Source organism: Methylobacterium sp. yr668 (genome assembly GCF_900116245.1).
In the GTDB taxonomy this organism is placed as follows: Bacteria; Pseudomonadota; Alphaproteobacteria; order Rhizobiales; family Beijerinckiaceae; genus Methylobacterium.
Genome location: NZ_FOZY01000058.1, coordinates 1 through 16157, shown reverse-complemented (window position 1 = coordinate 16157; position 16157 = coordinate 1). Strand labels below are relative to the sequence as shown.

16 protein-coding genes and 2 tRNA genes are annotated in these 16157 nt (G+C 69.5%); 6 read left to right on the top strand and 12 right to left on the bottom strand.

What is annotated here, in order from left to right; all coding sequences use genetic code 11:
• The 4 genes from BM419_RS30365 to BM419_RS30350 form a co-directional block, all read left to right on the top strand.
• A partial coding sequence (locus BM419_RS30365) for a response regulator transcription factor (RefSeq protein ID WP_139257168.1) occupies window positions 1-177 on the top strand: 177 nt, incomplete at its 5' end.
• A 216-nt stretch (window positions 178-393) separates the two neighbouring features.
• Window positions 394-576 (top strand): CsbD family protein, encoded by a 183-nt coding sequence (locus tag BM419_RS30360; RefSeq protein ID WP_091928631.1) that lies wholly within the window; start codon window positions 394-396, stop codon window positions 574-576.
• 94 nt (window positions 577-670) lie between these two features.
• The gene (locus tag BM419_RS30355) at window positions 671-2086 is read left to right on the top strand and encodes a TAXI family TRAP transporter solute-binding subunit (RefSeq protein WP_020096373.1); all 1416 of its coding nucleotides are present in this window, start codon (window positions 671-673) and stop codon (window positions 2084-2086) included.
• A gap of 63 nt (window positions 2087-2149) precedes the next feature.
• Window positions 2150-2626, top strand: coding sequence for a YidB family protein (locus BM419_RS30350; protein ID WP_026605449.1), 477 nt, complete (start codon window positions 2150-2152; stop codon window positions 2624-2626).
• A gap of 63 nt (window positions 2627-2689) precedes the next feature.
• Here BM419_RS30350 and BM419_RS30345 read toward each other — a convergent pair whose 3' ends face one another.
• The 10 genes from BM419_RS30345 to BM419_RS30300 form a co-directional block, all read right to left on the bottom strand.
• Complete coding sequence (locus tag BM419_RS30345; RefSeq protein ID WP_091928630.1) at window positions 2690-3676, bottom strand: ABC transporter substrate-binding protein; 987 nt, start codon at window positions 3674-3676, stop codon at window positions 2690-2692.
• 138 nt (window positions 3677-3814) lie between these two features.
• Window positions 3815-5080, bottom strand: coding sequence for an adenylate/guanylate cyclase domain-containing protein (locus BM419_RS30340; protein ID WP_091928629.1), 1266 nt, complete (start codon window positions 5078-5080; stop codon window positions 3815-3817).
• Complete coding sequence (locus BM419_RS30335) at window positions 5077-5475, bottom strand: response regulator (protein ID WP_020096377.1); 399 nt, start codon at window positions 5473-5475, stop codon at window positions 5077-5079. The genes BM419_RS30340 and BM419_RS30335 overlap by 4 nt, the downstream gene beginning before the upstream one ends.
• Complete coding sequence (locus BM419_RS30330) at window positions 5472-7538, bottom strand: sensor histidine kinase (RefSeq protein WP_091928628.1); 2067 nt, start codon at window positions 7536-7538, stop codon at window positions 5472-5474. The genes BM419_RS30335 and BM419_RS30330 overlap by 4 nt, the downstream gene beginning before the upstream one ends.
• Window positions 7535-8512, bottom strand: a complete 978-nt coding sequence (locus BM419_RS30325) for an ABC transporter substrate-binding protein (protein WP_056527425.1) — start codon at window positions 8510-8512, stop codon at window positions 7535-7537. The genes BM419_RS30330 and BM419_RS30325 overlap by 4 nt, the downstream gene beginning before the upstream one ends.
• 123 nt (window positions 8513-8635) lie before the next feature.
• Window positions 8636-10945, bottom strand: a complete 2310-nt coding sequence (locus BM419_RS30320; protein ID WP_091928627.1) for a TonB-dependent receptor family protein — start codon at window positions 10943-10945, stop codon at window positions 8636-8638.
• Between the two features lie 56 nt (window positions 10946-11001).
• Complete coding sequence (locus tag BM419_RS30315) at window positions 11002-11343, bottom strand: DUF2946 family protein (RefSeq protein ID WP_091928626.1); 342 nt, start codon at window positions 11341-11343, stop codon at window positions 11002-11004.
• Window positions 11344-11419: 76 nt separating this feature from the next.
• Window positions 11420-12796 (bottom strand): PepSY-associated TM helix domain-containing protein, encoded by a 1377-nt coding sequence (locus BM419_RS30310; protein ID WP_091928625.1) that lies wholly within the window; start codon window positions 12794-12796, stop codon window positions 11420-11422.
• A gap of 39 nt (window positions 12797-12835) precedes the next feature.
• On the bottom strand, window positions 12836-13147 hold the full coding sequence (locus BM419_RS30305) for a hypothetical protein (RefSeq protein ID WP_244540927.1): 312 nt from the start codon (window positions 13145-13147) through the stop codon (window positions 12836-12838).
• Between the two features lie 201 nt (window positions 13148-13348).
• Window positions 13349-13422 (bottom strand) — tRNA-Gln (locus BM419_RS30300).
• A 178-nt stretch (window positions 13423-13600) separates the two neighbouring features.
• Between BM419_RS30300 and BM419_RS30295 the strand changes: the two genes are divergently transcribed.
• Window positions 13601-13690, top strand: a tRNA-Ser gene (locus tag BM419_RS30295).
• A gap of 417 nt (window positions 13691-14107) precedes the next feature.
• On the opposite strand, the gene BM419_RS30285 is transcribed toward BM419_RS30295, so the two are convergent.
• Entirely contained in the window at window positions 14108-14557 is a 450-nt protein-coding gene (locus BM419_RS30285) for a Ros/MucR family transcriptional regulator (protein ID WP_244540926.1), read from the bottom strand.
• Window positions 14558-15675: 1118 nt separating this feature from the next.
• Between BM419_RS30285 and BM419_RS30280 the strand changes: the two genes are divergently transcribed.
• On the top strand, window positions 15676-15864 hold the full coding sequence (locus BM419_RS30280) for a hypothetical protein (protein WP_091928622.1): 189 nt from the start codon (window positions 15676-15678) through the stop codon (window positions 15862-15864).
• On the opposite strand, the gene BM419_RS30275 is transcribed toward BM419_RS30280, so the two are convergent.
• Window positions 15861-16157, bottom strand: a 297-nt coding sequence (locus tag BM419_RS30275) for an integrase core domain-containing protein (protein ID WP_139257167.1), incomplete at its 5' end; no start/stop codon positions are given. The two genes, BM419_RS30280 and BM419_RS30275, sit on opposite strands and share 4 nt — an antisense overlap.

Sequence of the window (16157 nt, the reverse complement as noted above, 5' to 3'; positions counted from 1 at the left end):
AACCTGATCTGCTCGGGGCTCAGCGACGACGCGATCGCGCGCAAGCTCGGGCTGTCGCGCAACACGGTGCGCAATCACGGCGCCGCACTGTACCGGAAGCTCGGAGTCCATCGCCGGACCGAAGCGGTTGTTTGGGGCCGGGAGAACGGATTTCCACTCCAAGGACCCGGTGGCTGAATTTCATTATACTGGTAATTTGGAACTATTGATCCACCAGGCGTCGCCATCATCTGACCGCCATCTCACCGTCGGCGGACCGTTCTCCGGTCACCCGGTGATCCTCTCAGCCCCCGCGTGCATGCGGGGGCCGTCTATCCCGGTGGGCCGCGCGCCCGACCGGACCTCTCGACCGACGAGTACGACCGCCACCACGACCGTGAAGGAGCGCACGCGATGAGCAGCACGACCGACAAGATCAAGGGCCTGGCCAACGAGGCGGTGGGCAACGTCAAGAAGGCGGCCGGCAAGGCGACGGGCAACGACAAGCTGGTGGCCGAGGGCAAGGCGCAGAAGACCGTCGGCGACGTCAAGGACGGCGCCAAGTCCGTCGCCGACAAGATCACCGGCAAGCACTGAGCCCGTCCCGCGGCGCCGTCCCCTCGGCGCCGCCCTCAGGCCCTTGCCCGGCACGGTGCCGGGCCTGGCCGCTCGATGCGCGAGAGCAGAGCCGATGCGGCGCTTCGCCAGCCTCTTCCTGCGTCAGGAATTCGTCTTCCTGATGCTGGCCATCCTGCTGAGCGTCGGCGCGGGCGTGGCCTACTGGGCGTCACGGGCCACCGTCCTGACGATCGCTGTCGCCCCGAAGGACGGAACCGAGCCGGCCCTGATCCAGGCCTACGCGGACGCTCTGGCCAAGCGCCACAAGGAGATCCGCCTCAAGATCCTGCCCTTCGACGACGTGCGCGACAGCGCCGAGGCGCTGGGCGACGGCCGCGCCGATCTGGCGATCGTGCGGCCGGATGTGGAGCTTCCGGATAACGGCCTGACGTTGGCGATCCTGCGCGACCAGGCGATGATCATCGCGTCGCCGGAATCCGCCGGGATCGCCCGCTTCCCCGATCTCGACCGCAAGCGCCTGGCGATCCTGGCCCACAGGGACGCCGACGAGGCGCTCATCCGCGCCATGCTGGAGCATTACGGTCTGACGCTGGTGACCACCGAGCCGGCAGGCGCGCTGCCGCCGCGCCACGTCGCCCTGGTCGAGATGGCCGAGAGCGACCTGGGCGCGGCCTTCGCCCGGAAGCGGGTCGACGCGGTGATCTCGGTCATCGCGCCGACCGCGCCGACGGCGCAGCGGATCGTCGGCCTCGTCCAGGCAGCCAGCCGCGATCGCAAGATCTCCTTCGTGGATGTCGAGAACGCCGAGGCGATCGTTGCCCGTCTGCCGCGGCTGCAGGTCGTCACCATGCCGGCCGAGACCTTCGGCGGCAGCCCCAAGGTGCCCGACGAGGAGGTTCACACGGTCGGCGCCTCGTACCGCCTGATGGCGCGCGCGAACCTCGCCCGGTCGGTGGCGGCCGACGTCACCCAGCACCTGTTCGAGCTGCGCAGCGCCATGGCCAACGTCACGCCCGCGGCCGACTATTTTCAGGCGCCCGCCTATGACGGGACCGTCGGCGCGACGAGCGCCCGGCTGCCGATCCATCCCGGCGCCGTCGACTATTACGAGCGCGAGCAGCAGAGTTTTATCGAGCGCTACGAGACCTGGATCTACCTGCTCGCCTTCCTCGGCGGCGGTATCGGCTCCGCGCTCGCCTGGATCGGCCAGCGCCTGTCGCGCCTGCGCCGGGAGCGCGTCGAGGAAGCGACGGACCGGCTGCTGAGGATCCGCCAGGAGGCGCAGGAGACGACCGACCCGGCGCGTCTCGAGAGCCTCGCCCGGGAGATCGACGACCTCGCGGGCGACATCGCCAAGCACGCCCTCGAGCGACCGACCGAGGCGCGGACCATGTCGGCCGCGGCCATCGCCATCGACGCCGCCCGCTCGACGGTCAAGCGCGCCATCACGACCGGCCGGAGCGCGGAGGATGGGTCCGCGTTGGCTGGCCGGACGGTCGCGAGCGACGCGGGCCCGAGCGGGGCCTGACCCATTGCGGCGGATGACCGCCGTACCACCCGGGCCGAGGGCCCGCCTCAAGAGGACGACGCGATGAGCAAGGGATACCCTTCGATGACCGCCCTGCTGGGCCTGCTGGCCGTGGCCGGTTACCAGAACCGCGACCGGATCGCCGAGTGGCTCGGCGGCCACGCCAAGGACGCGTCCCGGTCGCCGGCGCCGCAGGTCCCGCCCGCGACGGGTTCGACCATCCCGGCGAACCTGGATCGGCTCCTCGGCGGCGCCAGCGCGGGCGGCGTCGGCGGCCTCATCGCCGGGGGCCTGACCGAGCTGGTCGACCATTTCACCAAGGGCGGTCACGCCGAGACGGCCCAGTCCTGGATCAATCACGGGCCGAACCGCGACATCCCGACCGCGGATCTGGAACGCGCCATCGGACCGGACACGCTCGCGGCCCTGGAGCAGCGCACCGGCCTGAGCAAGAGCGAGCTGCTGGCGCGCCTCTCGCGCGACCTGCCCTCGGCCATCGACCGCTACTCGCCCGACGGACGCCTGCCGGCTTTCAGCTGATCCGCTCCATCGCGGTCGTCGCGGCGGTGCCGCCGCGACGACCGGCACCGGTTCCGGCGGCCGCTACTCGACCAGCTCGTCCACCTTCGCCATCAGCGAGGGCGAGATGGTCAATCCCAGGGAGGCGGCCGTCGTCAGGTTGAGCAGCGTGATGAAGCGCTCGCTCGCCTGCACCGGCAGGTCGCCGACCACCGCGCCGCGCAGGATCCGATCAATGTAGCCCGCCGCCCGCTGCACGTCCTGCTCGACGCTGGTCGTGTAGGCGGCGAGGCCGCCGAGATGGACCGGCGCCGCGTAGGCGTACACGGCCGGCAGGCGGTGGGTCGCCGCCAGATCGACGATCAGCTGGCCGTACACCCCGGTCACCGCGTCCGGCAGCGCGATGAGGCCGCCCTTGGGCTGGGCGGCGAAGCCGGCGATCGCCGCCTGGATCTCGGCCGCGTCGTGCACGCCCGCGATCCGGGCATCGATCCCGAGTGCCGGGCCGATCCGGGCCATCTCGGCCGTGTAGCCCGCCAAGCGCGCCCGGTAATCGGGGTTGATGAGGGCGAGCGCCCGCGTCACGCCGGGGCTGAGTTCCTTCAGGAGCTGCAGCCACTTGCCGACGAGGACGAAGTCGAAGTTGGTGAAGCCGGTGAGGTTCCCGCCGGGCCGCGACAGGTTGGTCACGAAGCCGCCGCCGACCGGGTCCTGAAGCATCATGAAGACGATCGGAATCGTCGTGGTCGCCCGCTGGAGCGCGGTCGCGCCGACGACGCCCTGCGCGAGCACCACGTCGGGCGCGCGGGCGACGATCTCCTCCGCCTGGACGCGCATCCGCTCGGCGTCGCCGTTGCCGTACTGCAGGTCGACCGTGAGGTTCTCACCCCAGATCCAGCCGGCCCGCTTCAGGCTCTCCTTCAGCGTCTCGACGATGACGGGACTGTCGGGATGCGCCTCGCCGTAGACCAGCAGGATCCCCAGGCGACGCTGACCCTTCGCCGGCGCGGCGGCGAGGGCCGGCCACGCGGCCGCGCCGCCGAGGGCCGCGATGACGTCGCGCCGTCTCATCCGCCGGTCTCCCGTCCGAACCCGTTCCGAGCATCGCCGATCGGGAGGGATTCCGATCGCACGCCCTCGGACGGTAATAGGCGCTGCCTTAAGGCGGGGCTATCGGGGCGGGCGACGGGGAAGCCGGGCGCGCGCGACTCAGCGGACCTCGACCCGACTGCCGCTGCCGCCGTTCAGCAGCCGCTTCAGGTGGAAGGCCGCCACCCCGTCGTCGGGGCGCAGACCGACCAGGGCCGCGAAGGCGGCCAGCGCGCCGGCCTCCCCGGCATCGAGCTTGGCGTAGGCGTCCTGGTACTGGGCGAGCAGCGCGTCGCCGCAGGCCGCCTCCGTCAGGGGTTCGTAGGCGCGCAGGGCCGTCTGCTTGCCGCGCAGGAGGAGGTCGCCGAGGGGGCGGCCGCGGAACTGTCCGGCGCGGATCACGACGGCGTCGCTGACGCAGATCCGCGTGCCGAAGGCCTTGTTGGCGTTCTCCAGACGGGCGGCCGTGTTGATGGTGTCGCCGTAGGCCGTGTAGTCGAAGTAGCGGCCGCCGCCGAAATTGCCCACGATCGCCGGTCCGGCATGGACGCCGATCCGCGTCACGCCGATCTCGATTCCCCGCTCGCGCCAGCGATTGCGGAAGCCCTCGGCCGCCTCGTCCAGGGCGAGGGCGCAGGCCACCGCCCGCGCCGCGTGGTCCGGCTGATCCCCCGGCGCGCCGAACAGGACGTGCAGGGCGTCGCCGACGATCTTGGCCACCGTCCCCTCGTGGGCGAAGACCACGTCGGTCATCTCGGCGAAGTAGCCGTTGAGGATCTCGGCGAGCTGCGCCGGGTCGAGGCTCTCCACCAGGCTGGTGAAGCCCGCGATGTCGGTGAACAGGGAGGCCACGTCGCGGCGGTGGCCGCCGAGTTCGAGGCCCGACGCGTCCCCCGCGAGCCGCTCGGCGAGGTTCGGCGAGAAGTACCGGGCCAGGGAGGCGTGGGCCCGCTCGGCGAGCGATTGCCGCCGCCGCCCCTCGCGCAGGTCCTCGACGTGGCGCAGCGTCCGCTCGATCGTCGTCTCGAGGTCGGCGAAGTCGATCGGCTTCGTCAGGAAGTCGAAGGCGCCCCGGTTCATCGCCGTGCGGATGTTCGCCATGTCGCCGTAGGCCGAGACGATGATGATCGAGGGGCGCTCGGCCAGCTCCTGCAGCTTGGCGAGCAGGGTCAGCCCGTCCATCCGCGGCATGTTGATGTCGGAGACGACCAGATCGACGTCGCGGCTCTCGGCCAGGCGGTCCAGCGCCTCCTGCCCGTCGTGGGCGAACAGGAACGTGACGAGGCCCTGCCGGATCTGGCGGCGGAACTTCTGGGTGATCAGCGCCTCGAGATCCGGCTCGTCGTCGACGACGAGGATCTTGGCGCTCGGGGCGCCGGGCGTCATTCGGTCCCCGCGAAGGCGGACAGACGGCGATCGATCTCGGCCTTCAGAACGGCGAAGTCGATCGGCTTGGTGATCAGGCCCACGGCGCCGGCGGCGCGGACCTTCTCGCGCGTCTCGGCGTCGCCGTAGGCCGTGATCATGATCACCGGCACGTCGGGGCGGGCCGCGCGCACCAGGGGCAGCAATTCGAGGCCGGTCATCCCGGGCATGTTGATGTCCGACAGCATCAGGATCAGGCTCGGCTCGTTCGAGCCGTTGATCCGCTCCAGGGCCTCCGCGGCCGAGTGCGCGAAGGCCATCGCGAAGCGTCCGGCGCGCAGCTCGCGGCGAAACTGCTGCCGGAACAGGTCTGTCACGTCGGGTTCGTCATCGACGACGAGGATCAGGACGTTCATGGCTGGCTCTCAGTCTCGGTCGCCGCCTCGGTCGCCGGCTCGGTCGCCGCCAAGGTCGGTGGCCGAGGCGGCGCGTCCGGCGTAACACTCTGCCGCGGCAGGGTGATGATGAATTCCGTGAAGGCACCCGGTTCCGTGGCGACGTCAACCGTTCCGCCGTGCTGCTTGACGAGGATGTCGTGGCTCAGCGACAGGCCGAGCCCCGTTCCCTCGCCGGCCGGCTTGGTGGTGAAGAACGGGTCGAACATCTTGGCCTTGACGCTGTCCGGGATGCCGGTGCCGTTGTCGCGCACGCGGATCTCGACGCCGTCGCCCCGGTCCCGGGTGGCGACCGAGAGCGTGGGCGCATAGCCGGGTTCGCCGTCGGCGGCCCGCTTCTCGGTGGCGTAGAATCCGTTCGACATCAGGTTCAGCAGGACCCGCGTGATCTCCTGTGGGTACAGGTCGGCGAGGCCGGCCGCCGGATCGTAATCGCGCACGAGGGTCACGTTGAAGCCGGGTTTCGCCGCACGGGCCCCGTGATAGGCAAGATTCAGGCTCTCCTCGACCAGCGCGTTGACCTCGACCGGGCGATGCTCGCCGGACCCGGTGCGCGAGTGCAGCAGCATGTTCTTGACGATCGAGTCCGCGCGCTTGCCGTGCTGGACGACTTTCTCGAGATTGCTCTTGAGCAGGCCGGCGAGCTCCTCGACCTCCGCGCGCGTGTCCGGGTCGAGGGTCGTCGGTTCGAGCACCTCCCGCAGCTCGTCCACCAGCTCGTTCGAGAGCGACGCGAAGTTGTTGACGAAGTTCAGCGGGTTCTTGATCTCGTGGGCGATGCCGGCAGTGAGCTGCCCCAGCGAGGCGAGCTTCTCGGACTGGACGAGCCGGCTCTGCGCCCGCTGGAGATCGTCGAGCGATTGGTTGAGGTCGCGGGTCCGCTCCTCCACCTTGGCCTCGAGCGTCTCGTAGGAATCCTGAACCCGGCTCGCCATCGTGTTGAACCGGTGCGCGAGGGTCTCGATCTCGTCGCCGGTACGGATCACGATCCGCTCGGACAGGTCGCCCGCGCCGAACCGCTCCGCCCCGTCCTCGAGCTCGCGGATGGGCACGACCATGCGCCGCGCGAGGAAGGTGCCCGCCACCGCCGCCAGCAGGACGCCGAGACCCATCAGCGACGTGGTCTGGATCACGGATTCGAGCGCCGGCCCCATGGCGTCGCGCAGCGATTCCTGCACGAAGACGATCCAGTCGACCCGCGGGATGGTGGCGTGGGCCGCCAGCACCCAGCCGCCGTCGAGGCCGGTCGTGATCTCGTAGTCCTGACCCGCCATGCGGGAGCCGGGCAGGGCCGCCGCGACCTCGGGCAGGCCGGAGAGGTCGGTGTCGCGCAGGACGAGGCTCAGATCCGGGTGCGCGATCAGGCGACCGGTCGCCGTCGTCACGAAGGCGTAGCCGTGCTCGCCGACGTTGATCGCGCTGACGACGTCCCAGATCAGCTTGAGATTGACTTCCGCGACGGTCACGCCCGGGTCGCGGCCGGCATGGGCCACCGAGACGGTCATGTACGGCTCGGACCCGCGCCGGAAATAGACCGGGCCGAACCACGTCTTCTGGGCGAGCGCCTGGGTGAAGCGCGGCGAGGTCGAGAAATCCTTGCCGCTGGCGACGGCGTCCGGCTCCAGCCGGGAGACGCGCAGCTGCTCCTTGCCGGCCGGATCGAGGTACGCCACCTCCGTGATGGCCGGCGCCTGGCGCAGCAGGCGGATGAAGTCGTAGCGCTGCTGCTCGGGGGAGACGCGCCGCCACTCGGCGCGCGTCGTCCAGCCGATCTGGCCCTCGATCGAGGATAGGAAGGCGTCGACGCGCTCGGCGGCGGCGCGCGCCTTGGTGCGCTGCGTCTCGATCGCGGTCCGCTTGGCGTCCTGGTAGTTCAGCGTCAGGTCGACGGCGCCGTTGATGAGCAGCACGAGGCTGACCAGGCCCACGAAGGCCACCGCAAACTTCCCCGCGAGCGGCAGGCGGAACCAGCGCGGCGGCGCTGTCGCGGCCGGCGCGGAGGCTGTCGGGCGAGGCGCCGTCATTCGACGATCTCGTCCGCCTGGGCGAGGAGCGCCGACGAGATCGTCACGCCCATGCTGCGGGCCGTCTTGAGATTCACGATGAAGTCGAACTTCGTGGGCGCCTGGACCGGCAGGGTCGCGGGGTTCTCGCCGCGCAGGATGCGGCCGACATAGGCGGCGGCCCGGCGGACCGTCTCCACCGGATCCGGTCCGTACGACATCAGGCCGCCTCGGTAGGCGAAACGCCGGATCGCGAAGACCGCGGGGACCCGGAGACTCGTGGTGAGCGCGACGATGTGGTCGCCGTTGGCCTCGCTGAATGTGCCGGGGGCAACGATCAGGCCCCCGTCGCCCCGCCGCGCGAGCGCGGCGATCACGGGCTCGATCTCGGCCGCCTTGTCGATCTTCACCACCACCGGCTCGATCCCGAGCGCGGCCGCGGTGGCGCGGAACGGCTCGGCGTAGAGGTTCTCGCCGCGGATCTCGGTGCTCGGATTGGACAGGAGCGTGACGTGCCTGAGGCTCGGAACAGCCTCCTTGAGAGCCGCCACCCATTTCCCGCCCAGCGGCGCCTCGTAGAGCGTGAAGCCGGTGATGTTGCCGCCCGGGCGCTGGAGACTCTCCACGTACCCGAAGCGGACCGGGTTCGAGGCGCCGACGAACACGATCGGGATCTGCTTCGTCAGGGCCGCCACGGCCGTGAGCTGCGCGCTGAGGTAGGCGAAGATCACCTGCGGCTGTGCGGCCACCAGTTCGGTCGCGAGGAGACGCGTGCGCTCGCGGTCGGCCCCGGTCCAGCGATCGTCGACCCGCTGATCGGGATGACCGTGGTCGCGCAGGCCGGCATGAAACGATTCCGCCAGCACCCGGCCCTCGGGATCGCCCTCGGCGAACGGCCAGAGGGCCGCGACATGGGCCTGACCCTGCGCCAGCACGGTGCGCGGCCACCCGGCGAGCGCCAGGGGCAACCCAGCGAGTACGGTTCGCCGCCTCATCGGACCATCGCGCCACATCCCCGCCCACGGCCCCGCCGCGCGCTCAGGCCCCGCCCTGCGATCGACTGCCGAAGCATAGTGCACGCTCGACTTCGACACCACGCGCGAGCCGCCGCGCAGTTATCAAAATGCCAGCCGCATGCCGCCGACGATGTTCCGCGGAGCACCCGCGAAGACCGATCCCGTGGTGGTCGCCAGCGCGGCGGCGCCGTTCTGGAGTCCGGTCGTGCCGCTGATGCTGTTGGCGAGGTTCTGCGCGGAGGCGACGTAGGTCGTGTCGAACAGGTTGCGCACCTCGACGTACAGGCTCAGCCGCTTCGCGTAGCCGCCCGTCAGCTCCGTGGCGTAGTGCAGGTTGGCGTTGACCACCGCGTAGCCGGGCGCCTTCAGCAGGTTGGCGTTGTCGAGGTAGAAATCGCCCTGGACGACCGTCTCCACGAAGGCGCCGAGACCCGCGAGCGGGCCGCTCGGCACGTCGTAGCCGAGGCGGGCGAGGATCTGGTGGGCCGGAACCCCGGGGATCCGGTTCCCGGCCCGGTCGAAGGACCGGCTCAGGCTGCCGGCGCTGAGCTGCTCGGCGTAGCGGGTGTAGATCTGGTCGTCGAACGTGTAGGCCAGCGTTCCGCGCCAGCCGGGCGCGAAGGCCCAGTCGGCGCCGACCTCGATGCCGCGATGCTCCGAGGCCGGCGCGTTGAACGTGTACGCGAGGAGCCCGGCCCCCGGCGATTGCGAGACCAGCTCGTTGCGGAAGAACTCGTAGAACCCGGTCACGCTCAGGCGGAGATCGGTCACCGGGCTCCACTCGGCGCCGAGATCGAAGCCGAGGTTCTCCTGCGTCCGGAGCTGCGTGTTGTTGCCGGGCAGCCCGGCCGGGGTGATGAACAGGTTGCTGGCGGCCGGCGTGGTGTAGCCGGTGGCGACCCGGCCGCGCAGCGCCCAGGCCGCGTCCGGCCGGTAGACCAGGGCCAGTTCGGGGGCGACGTTGAGGAAGGACCGGTTCGCGTCCGCCACCGTCCGCGTCGTGCCGCTCGCCGCGTACGCGTAGGCGACGTTGCGCCCGGTGATCGCCGTGGTCTCGGCGCTCAGGCCGAGGATGCCGGTCCACTGGTCCGACAGGCCCAGCTCCAGTCGCGCCCGGCCGCCGAGATTGGACTGCACCGCCGACTGATCGCCGATCAGCGCCCCCAGGCGCGGGCCGACGTAGGGGGCCCGGTTGAAGGTGGTGATGTGGTTGTCGATCGTGTTGTAGGCGAGCGCGACGTAGCCCGTCGCCGGCAGGCCGAACACGTCGCCTCGCCGAGTCAGGTCGGTCAGGAAGTTCCAGGACGGGTAGGAGCCCCGCGACGCGGTCGTGTAGAAAGGCTGGTCGAAGTTGCGCTCGTCGAAGCCGAGCTGCGTGCGCCACGTGGTGAACGTGTCGAGGTCGTGCTCCCAGCGGGCGGCGACGATGGTCCGGCGGTCGTTGCGCCCGAAGCCGCCCTCGTCGGCGGTCACCGGCACGGTCGCGCCGAAGGACCCGTTCCGGAACAGGTTGAAGGTGGTGCAGCCCGGGGCCGCGTTCGCGGCCGCGGCGCAGCCGCGCTGGTACGGGTTGATCCGGTACTGGGCCAGGGACGCACGGGCGGGCAGGTTGGCGTCGAGGGTGTTGTTGATCACCTTCAGGGTGAAGCGGTTGTCCGGCGTCGGGGTGTAGCTCGCGAGCAGGTTGATGGTCTGCGTGTCGTAGCTCGCGTGGTCTTGGTAGCCGTTCGCGCGGACATCGCTGGCGAACAGACTGATCTCGAACGGGCCGCTGACGCCGCCGACGGTGAAATAGTTGCTGAGGTAGCCGAAGCTGCCGGCATCCACCCCGATCTCGTAGCCGTCGATCTCCCGCCCGGTGCGTGTCCGGAACGCGATGGCGCCCCCGGTGGCGTAGTTGCCGAAGAGCGGCGATTGCGGCCCGCGGAACACGTCGATCCGGCCGTAGGCGCGGGGGTCCGTGAGGTCGAAGCGCGCCGCCCCGTCCGGCTGGGTGAGGATGAAGCCGTCCTCTAGGACGACGGTGTTCTTGATCACGCCGGTGGAGCGGGCGTTGTTGCCGCGGATCGAGATGACCACGTCGCGGCCGCCGTTCCCCTGCCGCACGGTCACGCCGGGGCTGTTCACCAGGACCGAGCCGATGCTGGTCGCCGGCCGGTTCGCGATCGTGTCATCGCGGCCGATGCCGGTGACGATCTCGCCGACCGGGTGCTCGATCACCGCGGGCGCCGAGCCCGGCGGCGCCGCCACGCCGAAGGCCGGCGCGGCGGGCCGGCCCGCAACGGGCGCGGCCTCGCCCTCCACTGAGAGTTCCTCGAGGGTGACGGCGGTCTGGCCGAGGGCGGGGAGGGGGCTTCCGGCGAGCAGGAGCGCGAGGGCGCCGCCGCGCAGGACGGGGGAGTCGGAGGTCATCGGAGGTCTCGTCTGATCGATGGGGCGAGCGGCGGCGCCGCCCGGAGGACGGGCGATCAGGCGGAGCGGGGCGGCCCTCGGGGCTGGCCGATGACGGCGGGGACCGACGCGGTCCGGACGGGGGGCGGGATCGGCCACGCCACCGCCGTCCAGCGCAGGCGGCGCGCGAGGCCGGGCGCGTGCGGGAGCAGCGGCGGGACGGCACCGGCCCGACACAGCCCGCAGAGGGCGCAGGACCCCGGTGCCGGCGCGCCCGGGCCGACCGCTGCGTCACCGGCCTGATCCGGCGCGTGCCCGCACAGGATCTGGCCGGGCAGCGCGCCCCGATCCGCCTGCGCCATCCGGAGCGCGACGGCCGGCGCGAGCGCCTGGATCCAGAGCGCGAGCGCGATCAGCACGGCGCCCGGGAGGCCCGGGCGCCCGCGTCTCAGGCGCGCAGACGTATGCACGGGCACGGCGCCCGCCCGCACCGGCTCAGCGCGCCCACCGTCTTCGGAGCCGGCCCGCGGCGAGGTCGAGACCGACCATGGCGGCGATGGCGAGCCCGGTCAGCGGGAAGAGCGCTCCGAGGCCGAGGATGATCGCGGTCACGGTCGCGGCCACCCGCCGATCCGCGGGCCAGGGCGGCACGCCGAGGCCGCCGGCCGGGCGCCGCTTCCACCACATCGTCCCGGCGGTGACGGCGAGCAGGAATGTGGCGAGGCAGAAGCCCAGCATCGCCAGCTGGTTCGCACGGCCCCAGTGCTCGCCCTTGTGGACGCCGATCCCGTACTGGATCGCCCGGCCGACCGGTCCGAGATCGGTGAAGCGGACGTCCACCAGCGGGCGGCTGGAATACTGGTCGAGGGTGATGACCCGCTGCCGCGTGACGTCGCGCGGGTAGATCGCGGCGGCGTAGACGCCGTCCGCGCCGACGGGCAGCGCCACCTCGAAGCCGGGGGGCATCCCCAGATGTCGAAGGATCGCCACGGCGTCGTCGATCCCGACGCTCGCGGCCGCGGCCGGCACGGAGCGCGGCACCGGCGCGTCCTGCAGGGTCCACCCGGCATCCTCCAGCCGGTCGCGCAGCGGCACCGTCGAGACCGGCCGATTCGCCCAGAGCGCGGCCGGTTGCCCGAGGCCGGCGGCGTTCGACCACGCGCGCAGTTCCTGCCCCCACCAGATCGACCAGGGCAGGCCCGTGAGGGCCAGGAAGAGCAGCCCGCCGCCGGCCACGAACCCGGTGACGGCGTGAAGGTCGCGCCACCACACGCGCCGGCGCGGGTCGCCGCGCACCGTGACGACGCCGCCCGCTCGGCCGCGGGGCCACCAGAGACACGCGCCGGTCAACACCAGGACGATCGCGAAACCCGCGACGATCTCGATGACGGCGTTCCCGAGGGGACCGACCAGGGCGAGGCTGTGCAGTCCGCGGACCACCGCCATGAGCTCGCGGTCACGGTCGACGCGGTCGAGCACGTCGCCGGTATAGGGGTTCAGGTAGACGTGGATCCGGCGGTCGCCGGAAGCGAGCGTCACTCGCGCCGCGGCGTCCGGCGCGGCCGGGTCGATGTAGGTGACGGGCGCGCCGTCGGGCACGGCCTGCAGCGCGTTGAAGATCAGCCGGTCCGGGCCGATCGGCGCCGTCGCCTGCGGCGCGACCCGGGTCCGGTACGCGAACAGGCTGCCGTTGATCTCGTCCTTGAACAGGTAGAGCGCGCCGGTGGCCGAGAGGCTGATCAGGAAGGGCAGGCAGAGCAGGCCGGCGTAGAAGTGCCACCGCCAGACGGCCCGATAGACGGCGTCGCGGGACAGTCGCCGCGTTGCGGCCGCCCCGTACGCGGGGGCGTCGCCGTGGAGAACAATCGACATGATGGGAGGTCCGGGCCTGAACGATCGGGAGCGGGATCGTCAGGCCTTGGGTGGACCTCGCGCGGTGCCCGTCGAGGCCGGCGGGCCGGTCGTCGGGATCTCGGATTCGGGGCGCCACGCGCGGCGCGTCTCGGCGGCGACGGGCCAGCCGGTCGCGGTCGGGTTGATAATCGGCAGGACCAGCGCGCCGGCCTGCACGAGCGTGCAGCACGGATGAGCGTGCGCCACCGGGCCGGCGGGGTCACCCGAGGCGTGACTGGCACAGATCACCGCGTCCGGATCGACCCGGGCCTGTGCCGGGGTGGCGAAGCCGAGGAAGGCTTGGAGCAGCAGCGCGTAGAGCGCGACCAAGCCGATGATCGCGCGCCCTCGAACCGTGAGAGGCTGGCACCGGCGCATGGACCGATCTAGGCGGCCGCGCCGCGGCGCGTCAACGGCCGACCGCTGTTCGGTCCGTGCCAGACCCACACCTCGCTGAGGATCAGAGGAGGATGCGCCGGGCTCCGGGCAAGAAAAAACCCGCCGGATCGGAGATCGGGCGGGCCGGCGCGGTGGCTGGGGGACCTGGATTCGAACCAGGACTAGAGGAGTCAGAGTCCACCGTTCTACCGTTAAACTATCCCCCAATCAGCCGTGAGCCCTGCGCATCCGGTTTCGAAGATGGCGGGGCAGAGCCCGCAGCGCATCGAGCGGCTCCGGGCGTGGGCGGTGAGATAGGCGGAATGGTTCGGGAGGTCAACCGGTTGTTCTGCTGTTGACGCCACCTCGGCCGCGGCCGTAACCGTGAGGTCGCGGATGCTGCCAGGAAGGGTGGCCGAGTGGTTTAAGGCAGCGGTCTTGAAAACCGCCGTGGGGGCAACTCCACCGTGGGTTCGAATCCCACCCCTTCCGCCAGCAGGCCTGGATCGTGGACAAGCTTCCCGCCGTTTGGCGGTCCACCCCACCGTCTGCCCCACCAGCTGACGGGACTCGTTGGCTCAGGGACCCGCGACCGTCTCCGGACTGCGCGAGGCCGCCGAGATCACGGATCAGGCGATCACGGCATCGTCCGGGCGGGCAGCCTCGTCACGAAGAACATACCGCCGAATATCGTCGCCGCAGGCGTGCCCTGCCGGGTTATTCGCCCGATCACGGAAGGGGATCGCACCGGCTTCAGATCGGTTAAGGATCGGCAGCGGGCCGAATGGCGATGTCCGCTCCGATGCTTCTGCCCCCTGAAAGCGGACCGGGGCAGAACCACTCTGGCCAGCCATCACCTTTCGAATATCTTGCGAACTTCATGACTGGGCACGAAGCTTCGGAATGCGCCAGCTATCCGGCTGCAGTTTCCGGACCGGGATCGCGCTGGGACCGACCCTGCGCCAAGCTCCTGGCGATCCTGGATCGCTTCGCCGCGTAGGCAGGAGCGACCATCGGGTAGTCGTTCGGCAGGCCCCACTTCGCCCGGTACGTCTCCGGCGTCAAACCACAGGCGGTCAGATGCCGCTTGATCGTCTTGTACCGCTTACCATCCTCGAAGCTGATCAGTGCCTCGCGTGTGATCGACGCCCGGACCATCACCGGTGTCGCTTTCCTGTCTCCATCCGCGGTCGACGGATCGGTGGGCTGAAGGCCGGTCAGGGCAGCGGCCGCCGTCGCGATCAGCGCCGGCATCTCCGAGGCTGCGACGCGATTGTGAGACACGTAGGCCGCCACGAGGTTCGCCGTCATTGCGCTGTAATCGAGGGAGACGTTGCATGCGTTGGCCGCATCATTATTCATTTCTCTGTCTACTCCCGCACATTTCGGTCGAAAATTGTCTATACGTCTTAGAAAGACGCGGCGCATATGAAATCTAATCCACATTAATGTAATGTATTCATAATGACTACTTTAGGTAAAGGCACTCGCGTTGATCTGGCTATCGGTGGTTGATATCCGGGCGATACAGCGCTTCGAGGCACTCGGAATCGCGTGCTTAGGACAATGCGCTTATCGTGATTCAACGCAGGGTGGCGTCGAGCGCATGACGCGCCTCACAGCAGGCCGCGTCTTGCAGGCGGCTCGACTCGTCACGAGGCCATCAGAATCGCTCACCGCGTTTCCGCCCTGACGAGTCTGGATCCCTTCCCGACGCCCGCGGCCGGTCGCATAACAGCGCTTCAGCGCCGGATTTTGTCTGCTCGGAACAGGGCCCTGTCAGCGTGACTATGCTCACGGCCAATCGCGACCCAACCGAGACGGCCGGAACGGAGATGACGGCTCCTGAAAGCGGCCTTCCGCGGATCGTCGGACTCCATCGATTGAGTGCGGTCTCACATCCCGGAACGCGATTGCCGTGGGGCAAGTCTTCTGGATCTCTATAGACAGCGTCAGAGCCTCGGGTGCGGGCTTCTTCCAGGGGATATCCCGGTAGCCGGGATGAAGCTGCAAGTTTTCGGCAATCGCCGATCGCTTGGCCGCGATCGCGTCACGTCTCGGACCGTTGATGGGTCAGATACGTCAGCTGCCATGAGGCTTAAGAGGGCGTCGGCTGTCTTGAGAGCTTACCCCAACGCTGAATGTTAAGGATCAGGCATGCGGTGCGCCATGAGGCGACGGTGACCGCGATCAAATCTGCTACACCAATGATGATGCCGAGGCAGCCAGCCATCGAGCGTGACCTGTCCCGCGAATGCATCCTGGATACCGATATTCGCCATTAAGCATCGATTGATTGCGTCGTCGCATCTGCAAATAACGATATTCAGGTGCACACTCGTAATCTTTTCCATCATTCTATTATCGAATATGATATCGAAATCTCCGATGCATGATCTGCATAATCAATGTATTTTAATCTTATTTTAAGTAATGTAGATTACTTTGTGGCACTTTAAGAAGTATAAAATGGTACCTCTATGCTGCGAAACTCCAGTATCCTGATCAAGGCGTCTGTTCCGCTGCTGATCATGGCCGCAGTCGCCGCCGGCCTGGTTCATTACGCCATCGGAGAGCTCAATCTACTCGCAGGGCAAATGCGCGAGATCGTCGACACGCAGGCGGTCCGCCTGATCGGCCCCCACGAGGTGGTCCAAGGTCAAAGTTAGTGCAGTGTCGGTCGCTGGACCACGGCGAGCTTGGCCGGTGCAGCCGGCCAAGCGGCTATAGCTGGCACGAACACCTCTGGCGCGGGCGGCCGGTAGCCCAATGCGCCATGCGGCCGAACCGTATTGTAGTGCCGTCGCCAGCCCTCGATCATGATCTGCGCCTCCTTGAGCGTGTAAAAAATCTCGCCATTCAGCAGCTCGTTGCGTATCTGTGCGTTGAAGCTCTCGACATATCCGTTCTCCCACGGCGAGCCAGGGCTGATGTAGGCCGTCCTTACGCCAACGGCCGCAAT

Excerpts from the sequence above, each read along its gene's own strand:
- BM419_RS30325 (WP_056527425.1), bottom strand. The coding sequence starts at position 8,512 with ATGAGGCGGCGAACCGTACTCGCTGGGTTGCCCCTGGCGCTCGCCGGG.
- BM419_RS30320 (WP_091928627.1), bottom strand. The coding sequence starts at position 10,945 with ATGACCTCCGACTCCCCCGTCCTGCGCGGCGGCGCCCTCGCGCTCCTG.
- BM419_RS30285 (WP_244540926.1), bottom strand. The coding sequence starts at position 14,557 with ATGAATAATGATGCGGCCAACGCATGCAACGTCTCCCTCGATTACAGC.
- BM419_RS30345 (WP_091928630.1), bottom strand. The coding sequence starts at position 3,676 with ATGAGACGGCGCGACGTCATCGCGGCCCTCGGCGGCGCGGCCGCGTGG.
- BM419_RS30350 (WP_026605449.1), top strand. The coding sequence starts at position 2,150 with ATGAGCAAGGGATACCCTTCGATGACCGCCCTGCTGGGCCTGCTGGCC.
- BM419_RS30330 (WP_091928628.1), bottom strand. The coding sequence starts at position 7,538 with ATGACGGCGCCTCGCCCGACAGCCTCCGCGCCGGCCGCGACAGCGCCG.
- BM419_RS30310 (WP_091928625.1), bottom strand. The coding sequence starts at position 12,796 with ATGTCGATTGTTCTCCACGGCGACGCCCCCGCGTACGGGGCGGCCGCA.
- BM419_RS30335 (WP_020096377.1), bottom strand. The coding sequence starts at position 5,475 with ATGAACGTCCTGATCCTCGTCGTCGATGACGAACCCGACGTGACAGAC.
- BM419_RS30360 (WP_091928631.1), top strand. The coding sequence starts at position 394 with ATGAGCAGCACGACCGACAAGATCAAGGGCCTGGCCAACGAGGCGGTG.
- BM419_RS30340 (WP_091928629.1), bottom strand. The coding sequence starts at position 5,080 with ATGACGCCCGGCGCCCCGAGCGCCAAGATCCTCGTCGTCGACGACGAG.
- BM419_RS30280 (WP_091928622.1), top strand. The coding sequence starts at position 15,676 with ATGCTGCGAAACTCCAGTATCCTGATCAAGGCGTCTGTTCCGCTGCTG.
- BM419_RS30355 (WP_020096373.1), top strand. The coding sequence starts at position 671 with ATGCGGCGCTTCGCCAGCCTCTTCCTGCGTCAGGAATTCGTCTTCCTG.